This is a genomic window from Buttiauxella brennerae ATCC 51605 (assembly GCF_001654925.1).
In the GTDB taxonomy this organism is placed as follows: Bacteria; Pseudomonadota; Gammaproteobacteria; order Enterobacterales; family Enterobacteriaceae; genus Buttiauxella; species Buttiauxella brennerae.
In genome coordinates, this window is the sequence record NZ_LXER01000017.1 from 57,508 (window position 1) to 82,782 (window position 25,275).

The 25,275-nt window shown below is 49.4% G+C and carries 26 protein-coding genes and 1 other annotated feature (1 of these 27 only partly in view); of the genes, 9 read left to right on the forward strand and 17 right to left on the reverse strand.

Going from position 1 to position 25,275, the window contains the following annotated elements:
* Nucleotides 1-124: 124 nt before the first annotated feature.
* Nucleotides 125-994: a crotonase/enoyl-CoA hydratase family protein gene (locus M975_RS08355; protein WP_064559178.1), complete on the reverse strand. Its 870-nt coding sequence runs from the start codon at nucleotides 992-994 to the stop codon at nucleotides 125-127.
* Between the two features lie 219 nt (nucleotides 995-1,213).
* Between M975_RS08355 and yciZ the strand changes: the two genes are divergently transcribed.
* Entirely contained in the window at nucleotides 1,214-1,396 is a 183-nt protein-coding gene (gene yciZ / locus M975_RS08360; RefSeq protein WP_064558766.1) for a protein YciZ/DeoL, read from the forward strand.
* A 44-nt stretch (nucleotides 1,397-1,440) separates the two neighbouring features.
* Here yciZ and fsa read toward each other — a convergent pair whose 3' ends face one another.
* Nucleotides 1,441-2,103: a fructose-6-phosphate aldolase gene (fsa, locus tag M975_RS08365; protein WP_064558767.1), complete on the reverse strand. Its 663-nt coding sequence runs from the start codon at nucleotides 2,101-2,103 to the stop codon at nucleotides 1,441-1,443.
* Between the two features lie 132 nt (nucleotides 2,104-2,235).
* Here fsa and M975_RS08370 point away from each other — a divergent pair, with 132 nt between their 5' ends.
* From M975_RS08370 to osmB, 4 genes are all read left to right on the forward strand, one after another.
* Nucleotides 2,236-3,135, forward strand: a complete 900-nt coding sequence (locus tag M975_RS08370; RefSeq protein ID WP_064558768.1) for a glycyl-radical enzyme activating protein — start codon at nucleotides 2,236-2,238, stop codon at nucleotides 3,133-3,135.
* A 4-nt stretch (nucleotides 3,136-3,139) separates the two neighbouring features.
* Nucleotides 3,140-5,572, forward strand: coding sequence for a formate C-acetyltransferase/glycerol dehydratase family glycyl radical enzyme (locus M975_RS08375; protein ID WP_064558769.1), 2,433 nt, complete (start codon nucleotides 3,140-3,142; stop codon nucleotides 5,570-5,572).
* Between the two features lie 42 nt (nucleotides 5,573-5,614).
* On the forward strand, nucleotides 5,615-6,373 hold the full coding sequence (gene yciT / locus M975_RS08380; RefSeq protein WP_064558770.1) for a DNA-binding transcriptional regulator YciT: 759 nt from the start codon (nucleotides 5,615-5,617) through the stop codon (nucleotides 6,371-6,373).
* Nucleotides 6,374-6,639: 266 nt separating this feature from the next.
* On the forward strand, nucleotides 6,640-6,858 hold the full coding sequence (gene osmB, locus M975_RS08385; protein WP_064558771.1) for an osmotically-inducible lipoprotein OsmB: 219 nt from the start codon (nucleotides 6,640-6,642) through the stop codon (nucleotides 6,856-6,858).
* Nucleotides 6,859-6,990: 132 nt separating this feature from the next.
* On the opposite strand, the gene yciH is transcribed toward osmB, so the two are convergent.
* From yciH to pgpB, 5 genes are all read right to left on the reverse strand, one after another.
* Complete coding sequence (yciH, locus tag M975_RS08390) at nucleotides 6,991-7,317, reverse strand: stress response translation initiation inhibitor YciH (protein WP_064558772.1); 327 nt, start codon at nucleotides 7,315-7,317, stop codon at nucleotides 6,991-6,993.
* A complete protein-coding gene (gene pyrF / locus M975_RS08395) occupies nucleotides 7,317-8,051 on the reverse strand; it encodes an orotidine-5'-phosphate decarboxylase (protein ID WP_064558773.1) in 735 nt (244 codons plus the stop codon). Before pyrF ends, yciH begins: the two co-directional genes overlap by 1 nt.
* A gap of 203 nt (nucleotides 8,052-8,254) precedes the next feature.
* Entirely contained in the window at nucleotides 8,255-9,424 is a 1,170-nt protein-coding gene (gene lapB / locus M975_RS08400; RefSeq protein WP_064558774.1) for a lipopolysaccharide assembly protein LapB, read from the reverse strand.
* Between the two features lie 6 nt (nucleotides 9,425-9,430).
* Nucleotides 9,431-9,736 (reverse strand): LapA family protein, encoded by a 306-nt coding sequence (locus tag M975_RS08405; RefSeq protein ID WP_064558775.1) that lies wholly within the window; start codon nucleotides 9,734-9,736, stop codon nucleotides 9,431-9,433.
* Nucleotides 9,737-9,876: 140 nt separating this feature from the next.
* The gene (pgpB, locus tag M975_RS08410; protein ID WP_064558776.1) at nucleotides 9,877-10,641 is read right to left on the reverse strand and encodes a phosphatidylglycerophosphatase B; all 765 of its coding nucleotides are present in this window, start codon (nucleotides 10,639-10,641) and stop codon (nucleotides 9,877-9,879) included.
* A gap of 219 nt (nucleotides 10,642-10,860) precedes the next feature.
* Here pgpB and ribA point away from each other — a divergent pair, with 219 nt between their 5' ends.
* Complete coding sequence (gene ribA, locus M975_RS08415) at nucleotides 10,861-11,454, forward strand: GTP cyclohydrolase II (protein ID WP_064558777.1); 594 nt, start codon at nucleotides 10,861-10,863, stop codon at nucleotides 11,452-11,454.
* A gap of 36 nt (nucleotides 11,455-11,490) precedes the next feature.
* On the opposite strand, the gene acnA is transcribed toward ribA, so the two are convergent.
* The 6 genes from acnA to topA form a co-directional block, all read right to left on the reverse strand.
* Complete coding sequence (acnA, locus tag M975_RS08420; protein WP_064558778.1) at nucleotides 11,491-14,166, reverse strand: aconitate hydratase AcnA; 2,676 nt, start codon at nucleotides 14,164-14,166, stop codon at nucleotides 11,491-11,493.
* A 180-nt stretch (nucleotides 14,167-14,346) separates the two neighbouring features.
* On the reverse strand, nucleotides 14,347-14,445 hold the full coding sequence (gene ymiC, locus M975_RS23495; RefSeq protein ID WP_280643780.1) for a small membrane protein YmiC: 99 nt from the start codon (nucleotides 14,443-14,445) through the stop codon (nucleotides 14,347-14,349).
* A 161-nt stretch (nucleotides 14,446-14,606) separates the two neighbouring features.
* Nucleotides 14,607-14,777 (reverse strand): hypothetical protein, encoded by a 171-nt coding sequence (locus M975_RS22910; RefSeq protein WP_157093354.1) that lies wholly within the window; start codon nucleotides 14,775-14,777, stop codon nucleotides 14,607-14,609.
* Nucleotides 14,778-14,779: 2 nt separating this feature from the next.
* Entirely contained in the window at nucleotides 14,780-14,941 is a 162-nt protein-coding gene (locus M975_RS22285) for a YmiA family putative membrane protein (RefSeq protein ID WP_157093355.1), read from the reverse strand.
* A gap of 318 nt (nucleotides 14,942-15,259) precedes the next feature.
* Nucleotides 15,260-16,234: an HTH-type transcriptional regulator CysB gene (gene cysB / locus M975_RS08425; RefSeq protein WP_064558779.1), complete on the reverse strand. Its 975-nt coding sequence runs from the start codon at nucleotides 16,232-16,234 to the stop codon at nucleotides 15,260-15,262.
* A gap of 264 nt (nucleotides 16,235-16,498) precedes the next feature.
* Nucleotides 16,499-19,096, reverse strand: a complete 2,598-nt coding sequence (gene topA / locus M975_RS08430; protein WP_064558780.1) for a type I DNA topoisomerase — start codon at nucleotides 19,094-19,096, stop codon at nucleotides 16,499-16,501.
* Nucleotides 19,097-19,499: 403 nt separating this feature from the next.
* On the opposite strand from topA, the gene M975_RS08435 reads away from it, so the two are divergent.
* On the forward strand, nucleotides 19,500-19,751 hold the full coding sequence (locus M975_RS08435; protein ID WP_064558781.1) for a YciN family protein: 252 nt from the start codon (nucleotides 19,500-19,502) through the stop codon (nucleotides 19,749-19,751).
* 63 nt (nucleotides 19,752-19,814) lie between these two features.
* Here M975_RS08435 and sohB read toward each other — a convergent pair whose 3' ends face one another.
* Nucleotides 19,815-20,864 (reverse strand): protease SohB, encoded by a 1,050-nt coding sequence (sohB, locus tag M975_RS08440; RefSeq protein WP_064558782.1) that lies wholly within the window; start codon nucleotides 20,862-20,864, stop codon nucleotides 19,815-19,817.
* A gap of 271 nt (nucleotides 20,865-21,135) precedes the next feature.
* Here sohB and M975_RS08445 point away from each other — a divergent pair, with 271 nt between their 5' ends.
* Together M975_RS08445 and cobO are read left to right on the forward strand one after the other, a co-directional pair.
* Nucleotides 21,136-21,897 carry a YciK family oxidoreductase gene (locus M975_RS08445; RefSeq protein WP_064558783.1) on the forward strand — a complete coding sequence of 254 codons (762 nt, stop codon included), beginning with the start codon at nucleotides 21,136-21,138 and terminating at the stop codon, nucleotides 21,895-21,897.
* Nucleotides 21,894-22,484, forward strand: coding sequence for a cob(I)yrinic acid a,c-diamide adenosyltransferase (gene cobO / locus M975_RS08450; RefSeq protein ID WP_064558784.1), 591 nt, complete (start codon nucleotides 21,894-21,896; stop codon nucleotides 22,482-22,484). The genes M975_RS08445 and cobO overlap by 4 nt, the downstream gene beginning before the upstream one ends.
* A gap of 70 nt (nucleotides 22,485-22,554) precedes the next feature.
* On the opposite strand, the gene rluB is transcribed toward cobO, so the two are convergent.
* The 3 genes from rluB to rnm all read right to left on the reverse strand — a co-directional run bounded on the left by rluB (nucleotide 22,555) and on the right by rnm (nucleotide 25,136).
* Nucleotides 22,555-23,439, reverse strand: a complete 885-nt coding sequence (rluB, locus tag M975_RS08455; RefSeq protein WP_064558785.1) for a 23S rRNA pseudouridine(2605) synthase RluB — start codon at nucleotides 23,437-23,439, stop codon at nucleotides 22,555-22,557.
* Between the two features lie 95 nt (nucleotides 23,440-23,534).
* Complete coding sequence (locus M975_RS08460; protein ID WP_064558786.1) at nucleotides 23,535-24,155, reverse strand: L-threonylcarbamoyladenylate synthase; 621 nt, start codon at nucleotides 24,153-24,155, stop codon at nucleotides 23,535-23,537.
* 78 nt (nucleotides 24,156-24,233) lie between these two features.
* Nucleotides 24,234-25,136, reverse strand: coding sequence for an RNase RNM (gene rnm / locus M975_RS08465; protein WP_157093356.1), 903 nt, complete (start codon nucleotides 25,134-25,136; stop codon nucleotides 24,234-24,236).
* 117 nt (nucleotides 25,137-25,253) lie between these two features.
* Nucleotides 25,254-25,275 (forward strand) — a sequence feature (Trp leader region); it runs 76 nt beyond the window's last position.

Below are 25,275 nucleotides of genomic sequence, written 5' to 3' on the forward strand. Positions count from 1 at the left end.
AAGAAAGACTCTTTAACCCGCGTGATGTAAAAGAAGACGCCCTTCTTCTTCTGAAAGGCGTCAACGAACGGCCGGCTAACTTGCAATCAATGCCAGCGGCCTTAGTCGAGCGTCAAATGCAGTATTAACTCGCTTTACGTAAAACCGTCGCGCTATGGCGATTTTGCAACTGTACTAATCGTTCCATATAAGCAATGTCCTTAGGCTCGAGGCAAAATGCTGCATCCACCCAGTCTTCGGTGATATCCATTAATTCTGAACGCGGTAACTGAAGAACACGTTGACGGGCACGCAGCATAGCCCGAACGCCATTCAGTTTAGGTTGCAGGGTATCAATGAATGTTCGCGTGGCGAGATAACCCTGGCCGGGCTCAAAAAGCTCATCTACCAGGCCAAATTGTTGATGCCACTCAGCGGTATGTGCTTCTCCTTTATAAATCAGTTCTTCAGCCAGTTTCATCCCCGAACGGCGAGCAACCAGTGAATACGCCCCCATACCCGGGAACAGGTTGAAGGCGATTTCCGGAAACCCCATGCGTGCATCTCTTTGTGCCAGAACAAAGTGGTGCGCCAGCGCGGCTTCAAACCCTCCTCCTAACGCGCTGCCTTCGACCATAGCGAGGCTAATAGCACCACTATCAAAACCCCGTGATGCAGCATGGACACAATCAACGCAGGCGCGAGCATAGGCACGAAGCGCTTCGCGCCGCCCTTGCTGAATTGATTCAACAAAGAAACCCAAATCACCACCTGTGTTATACATTCCCTGCACCAATGAACCGGTCACCCAAAAATTAACCACAAATCCCTCCTGTTGTACCAGGTACCGCAGGTTCATAATCTCTTCGATCAACTCGTGATTGAAGCAAGGGCGAGGTTGTGCTCGCAACATCATCCACACAGTGCGGCGCTCCGCCTCGTAATAACCCGACAGCTGAGTGAATCGTGAAGTATCCGTGAACAATTTGCAGGTTGGCTGGTTAATTACTGTCATCATCTTATCCTCATGTTATAAAAGCGCGTTACACGCAGGATCAGACTAATCCACTACTGCTTTAGGATGAATTTACCGGGGAATTTAATAATTATTACTTATATATTGTTCGATAATTGATTGATGGATAAGACTAAAAAAGCGCGCTGGCACCTTCTCTTTTAGCGCCTTTTTTTGCATTATGAAGGCAACATTTTTCGTAAAAGAAAAGGACGCACTATGCCGACAGTGGACCCTCTCCAACTCGCAAAACGTATTGATATCGTGCTGGATATTTTGGTGGGTGGTGATCATGCCTCTGCCATCAACAATCTGGAGATTTTAAAAAAAGAATTGCTGGGTATTGCGAATGGCGACGACCAAAAAGAAAGCGACTTGAAAAAGTCGCCCTGGGAGATTTAACGCTGACGCCGGTCATAACCGGCGCTGTTTCTTTTGACTGATTGTTACAAACTCAATGAACCAAATGCGCCCTGCCAGTCTTTCTCAAACGTGGCGATAGCGGCGTTGACCGCAGGCGTAGTCAATAATTGTTCGGTGACATCAACCGGCAACGTAATCGCTTCGCAACCTGCCAATAGACATGACATCGCCTGATGTGGCGTGCGGAAACTGGCCGCCAGCACTTTGGATTGTGGCGCATGCAAGGTCAGTAACTGCTGCAAGTTTTGCACCATTTCAATGCCATCGCCGCCCTGCGCATCCAGACGGTTTACGTACGGCGCGACATATTCAGCCCCTGCCAGCGCCGCTAACAACCCTTGAGCCGCACCATAAACGGCGGTACCCAGTGTCGGGATCCCCAGCACTTTCAGCTGTTTCATTGCCGCCAAACCTTCTACCGTTGTTGGCACTTTAACCACTAATCCCGGTACGCGCTTCACCAGCAGCTCAGCTTCTTTCACCATTTCATCGGCCTGGGCTGCAATAACCTGAGCGAATAATTTACCTTCACCGCCCAAGGCATCTTTAAGCGCGGGCAGAACTTCCCACAATGAAATACCGGCCTTTGCCACGATAGATGGGTTGGTCGTCACGCCCTGTAAAGGTAAAACACGCGCCAGACGCTTAACTGCGGCTACATCAGCCGTATCTAAATACAGTTCCATAAACTCTCCAGATTTGTCGAATATCGCAATACGGACATCATAACGTCGCTGTCTGTTCTTTATCTGATCAAAATCAATAAAACTTTCATTCGAAAGTAATCTAATTTACGAACAGAAGATAAAGGCGGGCTTATGCTATTTAATATCCAACGTTACTCAACACATGATGGCCCCGGTATTCGTACCGTGGTGTTCCTGAAAGGCTGCTCGCTGGGCTGCCGCTGGTGCCAGAACCCTGAGAGCCGTGCTCGTGGCCAGGATGTGTTGTTTGATGAGCGTCTTTGCCTTGCGGGCTGCGAGCTTTGCCCACAGGCGGCACCTCACGCCATCACACGTATAGATGACGCGCTGGTTATTGCTCGCGAAAAATTAATGCCCGACGATTTAGCCACATTAACGGACTGCTGCCCGACCCAAGCCTTGAGCGTGTGTGGCGAAACACAAAGCGTTGAAGCCATCATGCAGAAAGTGCTGCGTGATAAACCCTTTTATGACCGCAGCGGCGGAGGGATCACGCTTTCCGGTGGCGAACCCTTTATGCAGCCAGAAGTCGCTGAACAACTGCTACGAAAAAGCAAAGAGGCTGGCATTCATACCGCCGTTGAGTCCTGCCTGCATGTGCCATGGAAATACATTGAGCCGAGTGTTGAGCACCTCGATTTACTGCTCGCTGACCTCAAACATGTCGATGCACAACGCTTTAAGCAATGGACTGATGGTAATGCCGAACGCGTGCTGGATAACTTCCGCAAGCTGGCTGCACGGAACGTACAAATGACTATCCGCGTGCCATTGATCCCCGATTTTAATGCTGATGAGCAATCCATTCGCGCGATCAGCGATTTTGCCGCCGATGAAATTGGCGTGAAAGCGATTCATTTTTTGCCTTACCACACCTTAGGTATCAACAAATATAAGCTCCTGAATCTCCCTTACCTGGCCGCGCAGCAACCTCTTGATGCGCCAGAACTGCTGGAATTTGCCCAGCAGTACGCAAGCCAAAAAGGGATGACCGCCTGGATAAGAGGATAAACCGATGACCCAACTGAACCTGAATACTTTAAGCCAACGAATCAAAGACCATAAAGACGCTTTGATTCATATCGTTAAGCCACCCGTTTGTACTGAGCGCGCGCAACACTACACGGCGATTTATCAGCAGCATCAGGATAAGCCTTTGCCGGTGCGCCGTGCGCTTGCCCTCGCCCATCATTTGGCTGAACGCTCTATCTGGATTAAGCATGATGAGCTGATTGTCGGCAACCAGGCAAGCCACGTTCGTGGAGCCCCTTTTTTCCCTGAATATACCGTTGGCTGGATTGAAACGGAGATTGATGAGCTAGGCGACCGCCCAGGTGCTGGCTTCTCTATTTCAGATGCAGATAAAGCGGTGATGCATGAGATTTGCCCATGGTGGCGCGGGCAGACGGTACAAGATCGTTGCTACGGAATGTTTACTGACGAGCAAAAAGAGTTGCTGGCAAGCGGGATCATTAAAGCCGAAGGCAACATGACGTCAGGCGACGCGCACCTGGCAGTTAACTTCCCTTTGCTGTTGGAATTAGGCATTGATGGTTTACGTGCTAAAGTGGCCGAGCGCCGTTCACGCCTGCACCTCACAGACTGGGAGGATTTGCATAAAGAACAATTCCTTAAGGCCATTGATATTACGTTTGTGGCTTTGAGTGACCATATCGAACGTTTCGCGCGTCTGGCGAAAGAAATGGCGAGCACCGAAGCACGTGTCGCGCGTCGTGATGAGCTTCTGGCGATTGCTGAAAACTGCGAATTGATTGCCCATAAAAAACCGACCTCTTTCTGGCAGGCTTTGCAGCTAAGCTACTTCGTACAGTTGGTACTACAGATTGAATCTAACGGGCACTCTGTTTCATTTGGTCGCCTCGATCAATTCCTTTACCCGTGGTATCGCCGCGATGTCGAGCTTGAGCAAACGCTGGGGCGCGACCAGGCAATTGAGCTGCTGCAAAGCTGTTGGTTAAAGCTGTTGGAAGTGAATAAGATTCGCTCAGGTTCGCACTCAAAAGCCTCTGCTGGTAGCCCGCTTTACCAAAACGTGACCATTGGTGGCCAGACGCTGGTTAACGGGCAAGCCGTTGATGCGGTGAACCCGCTCTCTTACGCCATCCTTGAATCATGCGGTCAGTTGCGCTCAACCCAACCAAACTTGAGCGTGCGTTACCACGCCGGAATGAGCAATGATTTCCTTGATGCCTGCGTTCAGGTGATTCGCTGCGGTTTTGGGATGCCTGCATTCAACAACGATGAAATCGTGATTGAGGAATTTATCAAGCTAGGTGTCAGCCGTGAGGATGCATACGACTACGCCGCAATTGGCTGTATCGAAACGGCTGTCGGTGGCAAATGGGGTTATCGTTGTACCGGCATGAGCTTTATTAACTTTGCTCGAGTCATGCTGGCCGCCATGGAACATGGCCGTGATGCTACTAGCGGCAAAATATTCTTGCCGCAAGAACACGCGCTGTCAGCAGGCAACTTCAGCCAGTTTGATCAGGTAATGAATGCCTGGGATACCCAGATTCGCTATTACACTCAGAAATCCATCGAAATTGAGTGCGTGGTTGATACGGTGCTTGAAGAAAATGCCCATGATATTTTGTGCTCGGCGCTGGTGGATGACTGCATCGAGCGTGGTAAAAGTATCAAGCAAGGTGGCGCAAAATATGACTGGGTTTCAGGTTTGCAAGTGGGTATTGCCAACCTCGGCAATAGCCTGGCTGCGGTAAAAAAACTGGTATTTGAGCAAGGTGCCATCGGCCAGCAACAGTTAGCTGAAGCGCTGGCAAACGACTTCGATGGTTTAACAGGTGAACAATTACGCCAGCGCCTGATCAACAATGCGCCAAAATACGGTAATGACGAAGATGAAGTGGATTTACTGCTGGCGCGGGCTTATCAGACCTACATTGATGAGCTGAAGCAGTATCACAACACCCGTTTTGGTCGTGGCCCTGTTGGCGGAACTTACTATGCGGGTACTTCTTCTATTTCAGCGAACGTACCTTTTGGTGCGGCAACAATGGCAACCCCTGATGGCCGCAAAGCGACAACACCCTTAGCGGAAGGTGCAAGCCCGGCTTCAGGTACTGACCGGCTTGGTCCAACAGCGGTAATAAGTTCAGTGGGCAAACTACCAACCAGCAAAATCCTGGGTGGGGTATTACTCAACCAGAAACTGAATCCGGCAACGCTTGATAACCCGCGCGACCGTGAAAAATTGATGTTTATGCTGCGTACTTTCTTTGAAGCGCACAAAGGCTGGCATGTGCAATACAACATAGTTTCCCGTGAAACCCTGTTAGATGCAAAACAACATCCTGATAAATATCGTGATCTGGTCGTTCGTGTAGCAGGTTACTCTGCTTTCTTTACCGCCTTATCTCCAGACGCTCAGGATGATATTATAGCCCGTACAGAACATACACTTTGATAATCCGGCGGTGCATTAAGCACCGCCTCAAAATTGGCTGACATGAACTCCAGACAACAAATTATTTTACAGATGGTGATAGATCAAGGCCGCATGAGTGTGGCCGATCTCGCTAAAAAAACCGGTGTCTCAGAAGTCACTATTCGCCAGGATCTCAACCTTCTGGAGAAAAAAAGCTATCTGAAACGTGCCCACGGTTATGCCGTACCGCTGGATAGCGAAGATGTTGAAACACGAATGATGAACAACTATTCGTTGAAACGGCATCTTGCTGATTTTGCCGCTACGCTTGTCAACGACGGCGAAACGATTTTCATCGAAAATGGCAGTTGCAATGCGCTGTTAGCTCGCGCATTGGCCGAGCAGAAGAAAATCACGCTGATAACGGTTAGCAGCTATATCGCTCACCTTCTGAAAGATACCGAATGCGAAGTGGTGTTACTTGGCGGGATCTATCAGAAGAAAAGTGAAAGCATGGTTGGCCCACTTACCCGTCAATTTATCCAGCAGGTTCATTTCAGCAAAGCGTTTATTGGCATTGATGGTTTCTTGCCTGAAACCGGGTTTACCAGCCGCGATATGATGCGTGCCGATGTGGTCAATACCGTGCTTGAAAAAGGCAGTGAAGCCATTGTTCTGACGGACAGTTCTAAATTCGGTGCGATGCACCCCTACACTCTCGGCCCGATCTCGCGCATTAACCGGGTGATTACCGATGATGCGCTCAGTGAAGTTGCTGGCCAGCAACTTCAGGACAGCGGCGTTCAGGTCAATATTGTTAAACAATTCCCGATCGCCTGAGAACCTTTTTAGCTGCCTGCGGCCCAGCAGGCAGCGCTCTTATCAGAATTATCCTGCCTATCCTTTAAGATTATTTACCTGTTGTTATTTCCCATAGAAATTAGACTATTTATTAGCGATATAACAGGAAGTGATAATCACTGGCGTTATCTTTTAGGTCTTATATCGCCATACCGTTTCGCGGATGTTTCCTTAAAACTGGCTGATTGCCACTATACTTTCAGGGAGACTTATTTCCGTGAATCAATTATTCAGGAGAGAGTATTATGACCTTAAATAACAAAAAAGTTGCCGCCGTTGTTCTGGCTTTAACCGTTGCGATGTCTTTAAGCGCATGTTCAAACTGGTCCAAACGTGACCGTAACACCGCGATTGGTGCAGGTGCAGGTGCTGTTGGTGGTGCTGTTCTTACCGACGGTAGTGCATTGGGTACATTAGGTGGTGCCGCAGTAGGTGGTATTATTGGCCATCAGGTAAGCAAATAAAGCCTGTTGCCTGTAGAAGCGTAAATGCTTTAACTTATTATAAATAGCTTTAATATTCAGGTCTGACTTTCAGCAGTCATAATAAAAGGCCACGGTATATTTACCGTGGCCTGATTATTTTCAGCAGCTAAATCAACCGCCTGCTAATTTTACTTTCATACCTTTTGCTTCAAGCAGAGATTTAATCAGGTCACGTTTATCACCCTGAATCTCAATAACGCCATCTTTTAGTGAACCACCGCAACCACATTTTTTCTTCAGTTCGGCAGCGAGCGTTGCTAATTGCGCGTCATCGGCATCAATGCCGGTAATCAAACACACACCTTTACCTTTACGACCACTGGTCTGGCGTTGGATACGCACCACTCCATCACCTTTCGGACGCACCGCTTCCGCTTTAGGCTCGTCAATGCGGCCCGTTTCTGTGGAATAAACTAAACGGCTGTTATCGTCTTTCATCATTCACCCTGTACTAATGAAGCGCGGATATCACATAGCGTCTGTGAAGGGTTTGCAGATTGGGTGATTGGACGACCGATGACCATGAAGTCAACACCCGCAGCTTGTGCCTGCTGTGGTGTCATGATGCGACGCTGGTCGCCCGCATCGCTACCCACTGGGCGAATACCTGGCGTCACGAGCTTAAATGACTGACCCAATTCACTCTTGAAGCGAACGGCTTCCTGAGCTGAACAAACCACACCATCTAAACCACAATTTTTTGTCAAACGGGCCAGGCGCTCTGCATGTTCCGCAGGTGTTGCGGTAATACCGAGATCGGCCAGGTCGCTTGCTTCCATACTGGTAAGAACAGTCACAGCAATCAGTAACGGTGCATCTTTACCGAAAGGCAGTAATGCTTCGCGAGCCGCAGTCATCATACGCGCCCCACCACTGGCGTGAACGTTAACCATCCATACACCCAGTTCTGCCGCAGCAGCAACCGCATGTGCCGTGGTGTTTGGGATATCGTGAAATTTCAGATCAAGGAATACGTCAAACCCGCGAGCCTGGATATCGCGCACCAACTGCGGCCCAAACAATGTAAACATCTCTTTGCCCACTTTGAGTCGGCAATCACGCGGATCAATGCGGTCAATGAATGCTAAGGCTTTGTCACGATTATCGTAATCAAGTGCGACGACAATAGGAGAATCGGTGGCAACTCGGGAGGAGGATGTAGTGGAATTCATGGCTAAACCTTCTGATGTTGGGCAGCAATGCGGCGCAAGAGATAAACGGCAAGCATTCTACCCGCGGCACACATAAAATTACAGTTGCCATTGCACCCTGCCAGGCACAAACCGCTCGATGTTGAGGCGAGTGAGGTATTTAAATTCATAAGTATGTTGTAACTAAAGTATAGCTTTTTTTTATAATGGCCGACGATCTGCCTTTACTGACCGTCCAACCCACGGATAGGTTTTATCGTTGACCATGCACGGCAAGATGGGCAATGCCAGTAAAGAGTAAACGCTGTGAAGCCACATTTCTGGCAACGATATCGCGGTTTGGTGCGAACTTGTTCGCCGACCATGTCACGCAGTACCATCAGGCTCTCTTTCGCACGCCCTTCTTCCGCTTCCTGCAAGTGGTAATCCATCAAACGATGGAACACACGCATCGTTGGGTGACGTTGTAGCTGGCGATTGATATAAACCTGTGCGACCTCGGACCCTTCTTTGTGCTCAAGGATCTCAGCCAGCATCAATTCTGCACCGGCGCCGGTATTCTCTTCAACGCAACGTTTTAAGAATGCTTCCCACTCTTGCGGCTTGTTGAGCTGCTGATAGCAAGTCTGAAGCATTTCCAGCGTTTCACTGACTAACTCACTGTCTTGATCGATAACACGCTGCAAGGTATCAACGGCTTTAGCGTACTCATTACGGACCATGAAGATGCGCCCCATCATGATAGATACCCGAGCACAATTTTTGTCTGCCGCCGCCCCTTTCTTCAGCAGTGACATTGCACGGTCAAGATCATCGCCACCCATCAGTTGCAGGGCTTGTTCACAATAGAAGTGAGCAATCTCAGTACGCTGTTTATCTTTGCCAAGCTTAACCAGGCGTTCAGCTACTTCAATTGCCTTTTGCCAGTCACTGGTAGCCTGGTGAATCAACAGCAGTTGTTGCAATGCGCCAATTCGGAAGTCGGTTTCATCAATCAACTGCGCAAACATGTCTTCTGCACGGTCGTACAAACCCGCTGCCATGTAATCACGGCCCAGCTGTTGTACTGCCAGCAGACGTTGCTCGTAAGTTAGCGAGGCACTTTCCATTAAGGACTGGTGGATACGGATGGCGCGGTCAACTTCACCACGTGAGCGGAACAGATTTCCCAGCGTGAGGTGAGCCTCTATGGTGCTGGTATCCTCTTTAAGCATATCAAGGAACAGATCGACTGCTTTATCTTGCTGGTTTGACAGCAAGAAGTTAACCCCCGCCACATAGTCTCGCGACAGGCGGTTCGCTTCTTGTTGCTTATCTTGTTGCGCGCTTCTGCGCCCCATGTACCAGCCGTAAGCGGCAGCAATAGGTAAGAGCAGAAACAACAATTCCAGCATGGCAGGTTATTCCTTCACAGCCGGAACAGCCGCTACGGTGGCATCAGCACCCGTGGAAACTTGTTGCTCAAGACGCTTAATTTTACGATCTGCACGCGCAAGTGAAACGCGCAGGCGCAGCCAGAACAGGCCGCAAATTAGCCAGCCCAGTAAAAAGCCCGCAGCAAAAAGAGTCGCCAGTAATGTGGAGACACGGTATTCGCCTTGTGCCAGCAGATAGTTGAAATTAACTACCTGATCGTTTTGCGCGCCCAGAGTGACAGAAATCACAAAAATCGCTAGCACCAGTAAGAAAATGAATAAATATTTCACATTACTTCCCGTCATGTGGTTTTACGCGACTAAATTATGCCCAAATGCTTAGCCAACGGTATAAATTACCATTTCCCGCTTGTTCGGGGAATCCATTAGGGCCCTCCAATTCATAAGAAATGGGGATTAAATCGATAAACTCAAGTTTCAGCATCTCGTTCGGCTATTTCGCCCGCTTCTTGCGGCGGTGGTGACAGCGGGCCGCACAGTTTCTGAGCAAGCCAGGTCGCCAGTGTTACCAACACCCAGGAGAGCAATGTGGCGACCGCTAAATCACGGGGCCAGTGCATTCCAAGCAATAACCGGCTCCCCATCACTCCCGTTGCCCAAACTAATAATAACGCAATGGTCCAGGTACGGCGGCGTGGCCACAACAGCCCTACGCCCAATAATGCCCAGCTTGCCGCAAACATGGTGTGCCCTGACGGGAAGGCAAAGCCGGTCTCTTTTTGCCAGTGTTTACGCAACCAGTGAGGCACTTCCGTGTTCGACTCAAGCTGGCTTTTTACCAGTTCGCTGCGCTGCTTGCGTTTTAAATTGTAGAACTCATCTGTAGGAATATGTTGTGTTTTCTCAAGCCACACTACAAAAGGACGTGGTTCTTGCACTTTGTCTTTGATAACAGATTTAACGCCCTGCCCAATAAGAATAGCTGCACCGAGAATAGCGAATAACATGACAGCCGCTTTTAAGCGGAACCTCAGGCACCACAAAAACCAGCCGCACAGCAGAACATGGGTAATGATGCCCCAGGGCTGAGTGACCGTTTCAGTCACCCAATACATCATCTTAAGCCAGGCACTGTTTCCGCCAGGCACCCACTGCCAACCTGAAACCCACACGGCCAAAGGCATGACTAAAAGTAGTCCGGCCCCCATTGTCGTTCGCTTCGCTATTGCCTGCATCACTCATCCTTATGCTATTTAAGTATCAAGAATACCTGATAAACCGCACCGAAGGGAAAACGTGCTCGTGCAGAAAGGGTAAAAATCAGAGCACGTCCAGTCAATTAGGCGAAGTGCCGGCGTTGTGGCAAAATAGCCGATAGCAATTAAACAGGCCAGACGACTGGCAGGCAGCATGCTTTCAAGACATGCAGCCAATATAAGTACCTGGAGAAACACATGCAGCTTAAACGTGTGGCAGAAGCCAAACTGCCAACCCCATGGGGCGATTTCCTGATGGTGGGTTTTGAAGAACTGGCAACAGGGCAAGATCATGTTGCGTTAGTTTTTGGTGATGTAAGCGGGAATGAATCTGTTCTGGCACGTGTCCATTCTGAGTGTCTGACGGGAGATGCGCTTTTTAGCCTGCGCTGTGATTGCGGTTTCCAACTTGAAGCGGCTCTGACTCAGATTGCCGAAGAAGGTCGCGGTGTGCTGCTGTATCACCGCCAGGAAGGTCGTAACATCGGTCTGCTCAATAAGATCCGAGCCTATGCATTACAGGACAAAGGCTACGATACCGTTGAAGCAAACCACCAGCTCGGTTTTGCCGCCGACGAGCGTGACTTCACCCTTTGTGCTGACATGTTTAAATTATTGGGTATCGAGGCTGTGCGCTTATTGACCAATAACCCGCAAAAAGTAGAAATTCTTTCCGAGGCGGGAATCAATATCGTTGAGCGTGTGCCACTGATTGTCGGTCGTAACCCGAAGAACGCCCACTATCTGGATACCAAAGCTGCCAAAATGGGGCATTTGCTGTCTAAAGATTAAGTGATTTTCTCCCCCATCGCTGGGGGAGAAACTTTCCTAGTTCAGCATGTTGCGAATGACATAGTGCAAGATACCGTCATTTTTGAAGTACGTCAGTTCATTGCCAGTATCAATACGGCAGCGGCACTCCACCACTTCTTTATGCCCATCAGCAAATGTTAATGAAACCGGAACTGTAGCTCCCGGCGTCAGGCTATTGAGCCCACTGATATCAATAAACTCTTCCCCGGTCAGCCCCAATGTTTTGCGCGTCACACCCTGCGGGAACTCCAGAGGAAGAATACCCATACCAATCAGGTTTGAGCGGTGAATACGTTCGAATGACTCGGCAATCACTACCCGAACCCCCAGCAGACGTGGCCCTTTCGCCGCCCAGTCGCGACTGGAGCCTGAACCATATTCTTGACCCGCAAATACCGCCAGCGGCACACCTTTGTCGCGATATTTCATTGCCGCGTCATAGATAGAGATCACTTCCTCGCCTGGCAACATGCGTGTCATACCACCTTCCACACCCGGTACCATTTCATTGCGGATACGAATGTTTGCAAAGGTACCGCGCACCATCACTTCATGATTACCTCGGCGTGAACCGTAGGAGTTGAAATCTTTACGCTCAACGCCATGGTTTTGCAAATAGCGCCCTGCCGGGCTGTCAGGTTTGATATTCCCCGCCGGGGAGATGTGGTCGGTTGTTACCGAGTCGCCAAGCATCGCCAGCACTCGTGCACCGTGAATATCCTGCAACGGTTTCGGCGTCGCTTCCATATCATCAAAGAAAGGCGACAAACGGATGTAAGTAGAATCACTTTGCCAGCCGTAAGTGTCTGAACGATCCACCTCAATGTTGCGCCACTCAGGTGTGCCTTCGAACACTTCTGCATACTCTTTATGGAACATTTCTGTGGTAACTTGCGCCACTGCACGGGCAATTTCCTGGCTGCTCGGCCAAATGTCTTTGAGATAAACCGGGTCACCTTTTACATCATGGCCCAACGGGTCGGTTGTCAGGTTCACGTTCATGTTACCTGCCAACGCATAGGCAACGACCAACGGCGGAGACGCCAGCCAGTTCGTTTTCACCAGCGGATGAATACGCCCTTCAAAGTTACGGTTCCCGGAAAGCACTGCGCCGACGGTAAGGTCCCCCTTCTTGATGGCTTGCTCAATTGGGTCCGGCAACGGCCCGGAGTTACCAATACAGGTTGTACAACCGTAACCCACGAGGTTGAAACCCAGTTCGTCGAGATATGGCGTCAGTTTGGCCTTGGCAAGATAATCCGAAACGACTTTCGATCCCGGAGCCAGCGAGGCTTTCACCCACGGCTGGCGCTTTAAGCCTAATGTCACCGCTTTTTTCGCCAGTAACCCGGCCGCCATCAGTACACTCGGGTTCGAAGTGTTAGTACAAGACGTAATTGCCGAAATAACTACGGCACCATCGGGCAACTGATACTCACACCCGCCCATGGTGTAGTTAACCGGAGCCCGGTCTTTATGGGAGGTGTTGAGTTCCAGTTCATTGCTGGCATTAAACGCTTTAGGAACATCCCCCAGTGCGACGCGATCCTGCGGGCGCTTTGGCCCGGCGAGGCTGGCTTCAACCTCATTCATATCCAGCGCCAGCGTACTGGTGAATACCGGCTCATCACCAGTGTTTCGCCACATACCCTGCGCTTTAGCATAGGCTTCAACCAGTGCCACCTGCTCTTCACTGCGCCCACTCAGGCGCATGTAATCCAGCGTCACGGCATCAATCGGGAAGAAGCCGCAAGTCGCACCATATTCAGGAGCCATATTCGCAATCGTTGCGCGGTCAGCAAGCGGGAGTGAGTCCAGCCCATCGCCATAGAACTCGACAAATTTGCCAACAACACCGTGCTTACGCAGCATTTGCGTGACTGTCAGAACCAGGTCTGTTGCGGTAATACCCTCGCGAAGTTTCCCGTTGAGTTTAAAACCGACCACATCCGGGATAAGCATCGACACGGGCTGCCCCAGCATCGCGGCTTCCGCTTCAATCCCCCCAACACCCCAGCCCAACACGCCAAGGCCGTTGATCATTGTGGTGTGGGAATCGGTTCCCACCAGCGTGTCGGGATAAGCCACCAGCTCATCACCCTGCATTTCACTCCACACCGCTTTACCGAGGTATTCCAGATTGACCTGGTGACATATGCCCGTTCCCGGTGGCACCACGCTAAAACGGCTGAAAGCCTGTTGGCCCCAGCGCAGGAAAACATAGCGCTCGTGATTACGCTCCATTTCCAGACGCACGTTTTCTTCAAAGGCATCGTCATTGCCGAAATGATCGACGGTAACCGAGTGGTCAATAACTAAATCGACGGGGGAAAGTGGATTAACTTTGGCGACATCGCCACCAAGACGTTTAACGGCTTGACGCATGGCGGCTAAATCAACCACTGCGGGTACACCGGTAAAATCCTGCATCAGCACACGTGCCGGGCGATAGGCAATTTCGCGATCCGCATGCGCATCTTTCAGCCAACCGGCCAGCGCATGGATATCATCTTGCGTAACAGAACTTTCATCCTGCCAGCGCAGCAGGTTTTCGAGCAGAACTTTTAGCGACTTGGGTAAACGGTTGATATCCCCAAGTTCCTTTGCGGCCAGCGGCAAGCTGTAATAGTGATAGGTTTTATTCAGCGCCTGTAGCGTGTCCTTACTGGCCTCGCGTAGGGTTAACGACATAGCTCCCTCCTTAAATTTCTTAGGATAGCGGTATCCCGGATGAAGATCAGGGACAGTATTAAAGATAACACAAAGATGTCGTAACGATTTGATAACAACCCGAATTGATAAACCAGAGGGTGTAAACAGGAGGGAGAGCCTTGATTATACCCCGGCCGGTGGCCAGGGTATGGGGAATAGTTATTTAGCCAGCATCGCGACCATTTGCGCCCAAAACAGGAACGAAACAGTGAATGCACTTAGCCATGACCAGTACTTGACGCTACAGTGAGTATTCATATGCCACTCTCTTTATTTTTTAGTAAACACTATGACTGAATAAATAATCAGCCGGTTTGAATATTGCTGTGTGTAGTGATTACTTAAAGAGTGCTGTAAATCACATCTAATAAAAAAGTGTGATTGACCGCAAGTTAAATAAAGGTAAATAAAAATAATGCTTATTGTTTTATATGATCGTCTGTTGAAAACAGTTCGATGAAATCTTTTTGCTGTTGGGTCAACTGCCACGATTCGGGAACCTGAACTTCGCCCGGTTTTGCCTCTTTCTGTGGCTTGTCATCTTGCTGACGTACAGTTTTTTGCACTTGTGTCTGAGCCAGGGTTGTCATACTTACCCCCAAAAATGCCAGGCTGCCAACGCTACCACGAGCCAGAACAGACCTGATACGAGAAACACCGCCAGCCAGGCTTTACGTTTACGCCCTGAATCCCTTTGCGGTTCTTCACTTCCTGAAGGCATTGCTAACCTCATACAATCGGCACCACTTATCATAAAATCTTAAACAATAGGTATAATTAATCGCCTGTTGGGATTAATCCTAAAGAAACTCTAGTACAAAAGCCAGCGAAATTACCTGCCCATTGCAGGAAAAGATTTAATCTTTTGACCTCAAATAAATAATTGAAACAGTAAATTTGCGTAGTCGTTAATTATTATCTACGTTTGTCTCTTAATTGAGACAGATTAACCACTTATAAAGCATGGGTAATTAAAATTTGGCAGGTTATTTATTACGAGGAGGGGTAAAGCATATTCATTAATGCAAATGAGAAGAGGTATCTTTCCATCACGAAAAGATACCTTCAGATATTATTTGGCAGGTAATTTAATATCTTTAAACATCGCTTCAATATCTTCGTTAGAACGCAAAGCCACCGCGGTATCGACAACGTCGCGCGTCAAATGCGGCGCAAAACGCTGAATAAAATCATACATGTAACTACGCAGGAACGTGCTACGACGAAAACCAATTTTCGTGGTGCTGTGGCTGAACACGCCTTGCGCTTCAATACGCACTAGATCCGGGTCAGAAATCGGGTCAACAGCCATACTGGCAATGACCCCAACCCCCAGCCCCAAACGCACATAGGTCTTAATAACGTCGGCATCCGTTGCGGTAAACACAATACGAGGTGTTAAACCGGCACGATTAAACGCGGTATCGAGCTCAGAGCGGCCTGTGAAGCCAAAGGTATAGGTAACCAGTGGGTACTGGGCCAACTCTTCAATAGAGACCGACTCTTTCGACGCTAACGGGTGATCCGGTGTGACGACAATCGAACGGTTCCAGTGATAACACGGAAGCATCACGAGATCGTCGTAAAGATGCAGCGCTTCAGTCGCAATCGCAAAATCGGCATTGCCTTTGGAAACGGCTTCAGCAATCTGTGTTGGCGACCCCTGATGCATATGCAGCGATACACGTGGATAGCGCTCAATAAAGCCTTTAATCACGTTAGGCAGTGCGTAACGAGCCTGTGTGTGGGTTGTCGCGACATACAGGGAGCCTTTGTCAGGCCAGGTATGCTCACCGGCAACCGACTTGATAGCATCGACTTTTGAGAGCACTTCGCGGGCAATACGAATTATCTCCTGCCCGGCTGGCGTCACCTGGGTCAGATGTTTGCCGCTACGTGCAAAGATCTGAATCCCCAGTTCGTCTTCCAGCATACGAACCTGTTTACTGATCCCCGGCTGAGAAGTGTAAAGCCCTTCTGCCGTCGACGACACGTTGAGGTTGTGGTTTACCACCTCTACGATATAACGAAGTTGCTGTAGTTTCATGGCGTTCCATCCGCAGTAAAAGCAGCCCCGGTATGAACAACGGCGGGGATCAGACGAGGTAAAAATCTCTGAAACCACTATATCAGTTATACCATCTATGTATAGTTAGAAAGAAAAAATAATAATCAGGTTATATACACCCGAAATAATTCGCGTTGTCAGGCAAACGCGAACGGCCAATGCTCCCGTGACCTGAAGTATGGCGGGTATACGCAGATACAAAAAAGCCGGAGCACAGGCCCCGGCTTTTCATATCAAAAGGAATTACTTCTTCCCTTCAACCCACTTGCCATCCACAAAGAAGGCTGACCAACCGGTCGCTTTACCTTCTTTCTCGGAAGAAACATATTGCTGTTTAGTCTTACGGCTAAAGCGAACAACCGCTTTGTTACCGTCAGCATCTTGCTGTGGCGCGTCAGCCAGATAACGCAGTTTCTCTGGCAGACGGTCACGGAAGCGATACAGCTCTTCCACTAATGGTGCACGTGTTTCACGAGATTTAGGGAAAGTGTTTGCCGCAAGGAAAACACCCGCCGCGCCATCACGCAGGACAAAGTAAGCATCTGACTTCTCGCAAGGCAATTCTGGCAACGGAACCGGATCTTCTTTCGGTGGTGCCACTTCGCCGCTACGCAGGATCTTACGCGTGTTTTTACAATCGTCGTTTGTACAAGCCATGTATTTACCGAAGCGACCCATTTTCAGGTGCATTTCAGAACCACATTTCTCACACTCTACAATTGGGCCGTCATAACCCTTGATGCGGAACTCGCCCTCTTCGATTTCGTAGCCATCACATGTTGGGTTGTTACCACAAACATGTAATTTACGTTTTGGATCGATGAGGTAGCTGTCCATCGCGGTACCGCACTTGGTACAACGACGTTTCGCACGCAGTGCGTTAGTTTCCGCGTCATCCCCTTCAAGCACGTTGAGGACTTCGTTTTCCGGCACCAGGTTAATGGTGGTTTTGCAGCGCTCTTTAGGAGGCAATGCGTAACCAGAGCAACCGAGGAACACACCGGTGCTTGCAGTACGGATACCCATTTCGCGGCCACAGGTCGGGCAATCGATGCTGGTCAGTACCATCTGGTTTGGACGCATACCGCCTTCTTCCGGATCCAGTTCAGCTTTACTAAGCTTTTCACTGAAATCGCTAAAGAAGTTGTCCAGTACCCCTTTCCACTCGGCCTGATTATTGGCCACCTGGTCCAGGTTACTTTCCATTTGCGCGGTGAAATCGTAGTTCATCAGCTCACGGAAGTTTTCTTCCAGGCGGTCAGTAACAATCTCACCCATTTTTTCAGCATAGAAACGGCGGTTTTCTACACGTACATAACCACGATCCTGAATGGTGGAAATGATCGATGCGTAAGTAGACGGACGGCCAATTCCACGTTTTTCCAGCTCTTTAACCAACGAGGCTTCACTAAAGCGAGCCGGTGGTTTGGTAAAGTGCTGGCCTGGAATAACTTCAACCAGTGCGAGTTCATCGCCCTGCTCGACAGGTGGCAATGTACGGTCTTCATCACCTTTACGCAGTGCAGGCATCACTTTCGTCCAGCCATCAAAACGCAGCGTACGGCCACGCGTTTTCAGGCGGAAGTCACCGGCTTGCACAGTCAAAGTGGTGGAGTCGTATTGCGCAGGTGTCATTTGGCACGCGACAAACTGGCGCCAGATTAACTGGTAAAGTTTCTGCGCGTCGGCTTCCATATCTTTAAGCGAATCCGCAACAACACTCACATCTGAAGGGCGAATCGCTTCGTGTGCTTCTTGTGAGTTTTCTTTGCTGGAGTAATGGTTCGCGGCTTCCGGAAGATATTTCTTACCGAAACTCTCTTCGATGTAACCGCGCACCATGCTCACTGCGTCCTGGCTCAAGTTGGTTGAGTCGGTACGCATGTAAGTAATATGACCCGCTTCATACAGACGCTGCGCCATCATCATGGTTTTCTTCACACCAAAACCAAGACGGGTGCTTGCAGCTTGCTGCAAGGTAGAGGTAATGAACGGCGCACCAGGCTTGCTGCTGGTTGGCTTGTCTTCACGCTCAAGCACAGAATAACGAGCTTTCTCCAGCTCGCTAACCGCAGACATTGTCTGCTCGCGGTTAACCGGGCGGAATGGCTTGTCTTTATGGTGGCTGACCTGAACCGGCAGACTGTCACCTTTCGGCGTAGTCAGGTTGGCGTCAACTTCCCAATATTCTTCTGGCACAAACGCTTTAATTTCGCGTTCACGGTCAACAACCAGACGCACAGCAACAGACTGTACGCGGCCAGCAGACAGACCACGGGCAATTTTCTTCCACAGTAACGGGGATACCATGTAACCCACAACGCGATCCATAAAGCGGCGCGCTTGTTGTGCATTAACACGATCAATATTCAATTCACCCGGTTTTTCAAATGCCTGTTGAATGGCATTTTTGGTGATTTCGTTAAATACCACGCGACTGTAACGCGTTTCATCACCACCGATAACTTCCCGCAGGTGCCACGCAATGGCTTCCCCTTCGCGGTCAAGGTCAGTTGCGAGATAGATATGGTCTGCTTTTTCAGCCAGTGATTTCAGTTCAGAAACCACTTTTTCTTTACCCGGAAGCACTTCGTACTGCGCTTCCCAGTTGTGCCATGGATCGACACCCATACGATTTACGAGCGCGCCGCGTTCATCCTTTTTGACCTTTTTGGTCCCTTTGGTGGAGGCGGAGTCAGCGCTCTTCTTGGTGGTTGATCCACTAGTCGGCAAATCACGGATATGACCGACGCTGGACTTAACCACGTAGTCATTACCGAGATATTTGTTGATCGTTTTGGCTTTTGCCGGGGACTCAACGATGACGAGAGCTTTACCCATATTCACCTTTACCTAATGTAATTCTTCCAGGAGACGTCGCACGCTAGTTACACCTTCCACTGACGACGCGCTTTTCTATATTGCGACAGCGTGAATGGATATCAACTCTTTTTTCAACACCGGCCAGATTAAGCGAACAATCGCAGGTGATTGAGATAACGAGTCTTTCGCACCGGTGACATAGCACGACGGAACTTTGGTTGAATGTCAAGCAATTCCGTTGCCAGATTTGCGAAAGCGTCACACTCTACCTGATAAAATGAGTTACGCAACTTTATTAGCATGCGGCGAGGATTCCTGCCAGCACAGTAAACTGTTTAAATCACCTTAGGTTTACTCAGGAGATATTGCCCTTTGCAGTATAGCGGAAGTACACTACCGCCAGTTTTTATAGGAGGAAATCATGAAACCATCCACACAACCTATCGATAAACAGTCGCTAATTATTGAAGCAAACAAAGTTATCCGTGCCCATGAAGATTTCATGCATGGAATGGAAGCCACTGACGTCGAACAAAAAAACGGGGTGCTGGTATTCAAAGGTGAATACTTCCTTGATGAGCAAGGCTTACCTACCGGGAAAAGCACCGCCGTGTTTAATATGTTTAAACATCTTGCGCATGTATTTGCTGAAAAATATCACCTGCAAGACTAAGAATCAGAACGAGGCCAAATGGCCTCGTTTTTACTTTCAAACTGGCTTTCACACCGAGTTTGATTACAACAGCGGTTTTTCACCACGTTGCCACCAGCGCAACAACAGGTTATCCAGGCTGTTAGCCGCACTACCGGTAAAACGGTCCATCATCTTTTTGCGACGTGTGTAATGCACATTAATGACATCATGATCTTTCATCAGATTGATCAGCAAATCGTCGCTGGTGCTGACCGCATCAACCAGGCCTTTTTCATACGCCTGCGTGCCGTACCAGTGCTCACCTGTCGCAACTGCATCAATGTCCAGAGATGGGCGCATATCATGAACAAACTGCTTAAACAGCTGATGAGTTTCGTTGAGGTCTTCACGGAATTTCTCACGCCCCTGCTCGGTGTTTTCACCAAACAGTGTCAACGTGCGTTTGTACTGCCCGGCGGTATGTAGCTCCACATCTATATTATTGCGTTTTAGCAAACGGTGGAAGTTTGGAACCTGCGCCACTACGCCAATCGAGCCAATAATAGAAAACGGTGCAGCGACGATTTTGTCTGCCACACACGCCATCATATATCCACCGCTGGCAGCAACTTTATCTACCGCAACGGTCAGGCGAACTTTACTGTCGCGCAAACGTTGAAGCTGTGATGCAGCAAGCCCATAACCATGAACGACGCCGCCTGGGCTTTCCAGGCGCAGCAGAACCTCATCTTCAGGTTTCACTACGGCCAACACCGCGGTTATCTCTTCACGCAAAGAAGTGACTTCGTGGGCATCCATACTTCCTTTAAAATCCAGCACATAAAGCGTGGGTTTGTCAGAAATAACCGTTTCGCCACGTTTAGCACGCGCTTTCGCTTGTTTCGCTTCAAGCTTATGCTTTTTCTTTTGTGTTTTATGCCAGAGTTTTTGCTGATGACCATCAAGCCTCGCCACCTGCATTTCTTCCTGCATTTCCTGGTATTGTTCACTTAAATTGGTGAGCCGCAGCTCGCCACGTTGATGTCTTTTACGCCCGGCAACATTCACAATAACCGTGACAAGAATGCCAATAGCCGCAACGACTGTGACAATTTTCGCCAAAAATAACCCATAGTTTGCAATCAGATCCACGCTTACCGCCTTCCATTTCGATCATTAAATATCTATTGCCCAGTGTAACCGAGCCGTGATTCCACGTCTGCAATCAACTATAAATGCTGCGAGCCTTCTTCCTGAATGTATTTATCAAAATGAAACTTTTGCAAAATGTTAATCAAAGGTATTGTCTCCTGTTGCCTGATTGAAATAACAAACCCTTTCAGGCATAAAGCGTAAAGGCCATGCATCCCCAGGTATTTCTGAGAATGAAGACGTGAGCGAAACATCACGCGAGGAGTTGAACGTGCACTACCAACCAAAAACTGACTTACTGCAAAACCGGATACTTTTAATCACCGGCGCCAGCGATGGCATCGGTCGTGAAGCCGCCTTAACTTATGCCCGTTACGGCGCAAGCGTGATTCTGTTAGGCCGTAGCGAAGATAAACTGCGTCATGTCGCCCAGCAGGTCAACGCAGTTTGCGGCAGCTTGCCACACTGGTTTACGCTGGATTTTGCCGCCGCGACACCTGAAGATTGTCAGAGCCTTGCGCATAAACTTTCAGGGCTAATTCCGCGCCTGGATGGTGTGTTACACAATGCGGGTATTCTCGGCGATATTTGCCCAATGGATGAACAAGATCCGCAAACGTGGCAGAACGTGATGCAGGTAAATGTGAATGTTACCTTCTTCCTGACCCAGGCTTTGCTTCCTTTATTACTGAAGTCAGAATCAGGTTCACTGGTGTTTACCAGCTCCAGTGTCGGCCGCCAGGGGCGTGCAGGTTGGGGTGCCTATGCGGTTTCAAAATTCGCCACCGAAGGCATGATGCAAGTACTCGCGGAAGAGTATAAACAGCATAATTTGCGCGTAAATTGCATTAATCCTGGTGGCACTCGTACCGCGATGCGCGCCAGTGCTTTCCCCACTGAAGATCCCGAAAAACTCAAAACACCACGTGATTTAATGCCGCTTTATTTATGGCTGATGGGCGATGACAGTCGCCGTAAAACAGGCATGAGCTTTGATGCTCAACCCAACCGTAAACCAGGAATTTCCGAATGAGTGAAGATCGTTACCAGCAACGCCAACAACGTCAAAAAGAGAAAGTGGATGCCCGTGTGGCTGCAGCTCAGGAAGAGCGCGGGATATTGATTGTCTTTACCGGAAACGGTAAAGGCAAAACCACTGCGGCTTTTGGGACGGCAACGCGTGCTGTTGGGCACGGAAAAAAAGTGGGCGTCATCCAGTTTATCAAAGGCCAGTGGCCAAACGGCGAACGTAATCTACTCGAGCCGATGGGTGTTGAGTTCCAGGTGATGGCGACAGGTTTTACCTGGGACACACAGAACCGTGAAACGGATACCGCTGCGTGCCTGGAAGTATGGGACCATGCAAAGCGTATGCTGGCTGATGACTCGCTGGATATGGTTATCCTCGACGAAATAACCTATATGGTCGCCTACGACTACCTGGCGTTAGAGGAAGTGCTGGCGGCATTAACCCAACGGCCTGTGAACCAGACTGTTATTATTACTGGGCGTGGTTGTCATCGCGATATTCTTGAAATTGCTGATACGGTGAGTGAGTTAAGGCCGGTCAAGCATGCATTCGATGCGGGCATCAAAGCGCAAATTGGTATCGATTATTAATAAATAACCACTTTTTAAAAAGTGGTTAATGAGTACCCATAAAAAACCCCTCAGCTGAGGGGTTTGATATTTAGCTGCTACGACCACCGCGGCGGCCACCGCCACTACCCGTAGTTTGCGTATGGCGTTTCACCGCACGACGAATCTGGTTCGCCTTCATGCGGCGACGGTCTTTTTCAACCGCCACTTTGCTTTCAGTCTCTTCCTGCAACTCTACCAGTTTACGCAGGTAGTTAGTTTGGCCCAGGTCGAGCTCAGTGTAACCACCACGTGGCAGGCCTTTCGGCAACTGGATGTCACCGTAGCGCACACGAATAAGACGGCTAACCTGCACACCGACCGCTTCCCACAGGCGGCGCACTTCACGGTTGCGGCCTTCAGTCAGGGTTACGTTGTACCATTGGTTAATGCCTTCACCACCGGTAAATTTGATGGTTTTAAACGCAGCCGGGCCGTCTTCAAGTTGCACGCCACGACCCAGTTGCTTCACTTTGTCGTCGTCAACTTCACCGAACACACGTACCGCATATTCACGCTCAACTTCACGGCTTGGGTGCATCAGGCGGTTAGCCAGCTCACCATCGGTCGTGAAAAGTAACAACCCGCAGGTGTTCACATCCAGACGACCGACCGCAATCCAGCGCGCGCCGCGCAGTTTTGGTAAACGGTCAAATACCGTTGGACGCCCTTCCGGGTCATTACGTGTACACAGTTCGCCTTCCGGCTTGTAATAAGCCAGCACGCGGCAAATCTGTTCTGCAGATTCTTTAATGGAAATCAGGTGACCATCAATACGGATTTTCAGGGATTGTGTTACTTCAACACGGTCACCTAATTTGGCAACTTTGCCATCCACACTGACACGGCCGGCAGAGATAATGGTTTCAATCTCACGACGGGAACCATGGCCTGCACGGGCCAAAACTTTCTGTAACTTTTCGCTCTTATCGCTCATTGAGCTTCCTCGGGTGTCGCCTTCACAGGCGTCGAATTGGGATAATGAAGCATATCAGCCCCATTTTAGGCCGCACAGTATAGCCGCAGACGCACTTATAAGAAAGGCTTAGCGTCACCGGCACCTTCGCGGATAACAACAGGTGCATCCTCAGTTAAATCAACAACCGTCGTCGGTTGCTGGCCAAGGTAGCCACCGTGGATAACTAAATCGACAACCTTTTCGAGGCGGTCTTTAATTTCTTCTGGATCGGATTCGGTAAATTCGCTGCCCGGCAACATCAACGAAGTTGATAACATCGGTTGATCCAGCACTTCCAGCAACGCCAGCGCAATCGGGTTGGAAGGCACGCGTAAACCGATCGTTTTACGTTTTTCCTGCAACAAACGGCGCGGGACTTCTTTGGTACCTTTGAGAATGAAGGTGTAGTTACCTGGCGTGTTATTTTTGATTAAGCGAAACGCCACGTTATCGACAAATGCGTACGTTGAAAGCTCCGACAAATCCCGGCACATCAACGTAAAATTATGCCCATCAGGCAAATGGCGGATGCGGCAAATGCGCTCCATTGCTGATTTATCTTCAAGCTTACAGCCCAATGCATAACCCGAGTCGGTTGGGTAAACAATAACCCCACCCTTGCGAACAATTTCAACCGCCTGGTTAATCAGGCGTTGTTGCGGGTTATCCGGGTGAATATAGAAAAATTGACTCATATACCCTCTCTTTTGCGATGTGGCGGCTCTACTCGTCATACTTCAAGTTGCAGATGCAATGGCTGCAACTCGAATTATTTAGAGCTTATTATCCCAATTCTGCCAGACAGGTTCCACACCTCCGGGCAGCCAGAGTTTGCGCCCAAGCTCAATCCACGCACATGGCATATGGAAATCTGAGCCTTGCGATGCCAGCAAATTATATTGCTGCGCATAACTTGCAAGCTGGGTGCGCTCATTGGGAGCTTGCTGGCACTGCGCGACTTCCATGGCATCGCCTCCACTTTCGGCAAAATGCGCCAGCAACCTTTTCAGCCATTTAGCCGTCAGGTCATAGCGGCCTGGATGTGCCAGTACCGCCTGCCCGCCAGAATGATGAATCACATCAATAGCTTGTTCTATTGTACACCACTGTGGCGGAACGTAACCGGTTTTCCCCTTTGCGAGATATTTCTTAAATACATCGGCCATTGTATTGGCCTTCCCGCACTCCATAAGGAAGCGAGCGAAATGCCCACGGGTTACTTCACCACCGTTGGCATGGCGCATCGCACCTTCCAGCGCACCGGGGATATGCGCTTTTTCAAGCCGTTCTGCGATCAATACCGCACGCTGTACCCGGCGTTCACTTTGCTGGGCCAGAAATTCCGCCAATGCCGGGTGATGTTCATCAACACCCAATCCAACAATATGAATTTCATGGTTTTCCCAGAGGGTGGAAATTTCGACCCCACTGATTAAGCGCAAGGGCAATTGCAGGCGTGATACCGCTTCCCTTGCAGCAGCGATTCCGGCTACTGTGTCATGGTCTGTAATTGCCAGAATACCAACACGCATTTCTACAGCACGTTGCACTAACGCCTCAGGCGTTAGCAGGCCATCAGACGCGGTGGTATGGCTATGTAAATCGTAAATCACCGCAAGTGTTGGTTCGCTCAAATTGGCTCCGGGTGTGTTAATAAAATGAAAAACGCCGCTCATGATAGCGATTTTCCTTGATAACTAAAAATCGCTATTGACATTGACTCATCGAACTAGTTAACTAGTACGCAAGTTCACGCAATAAAGGTATCTGAAATGAAAGCGATAATCCTCATGCACAGCTGGTGGCGTACTTCCT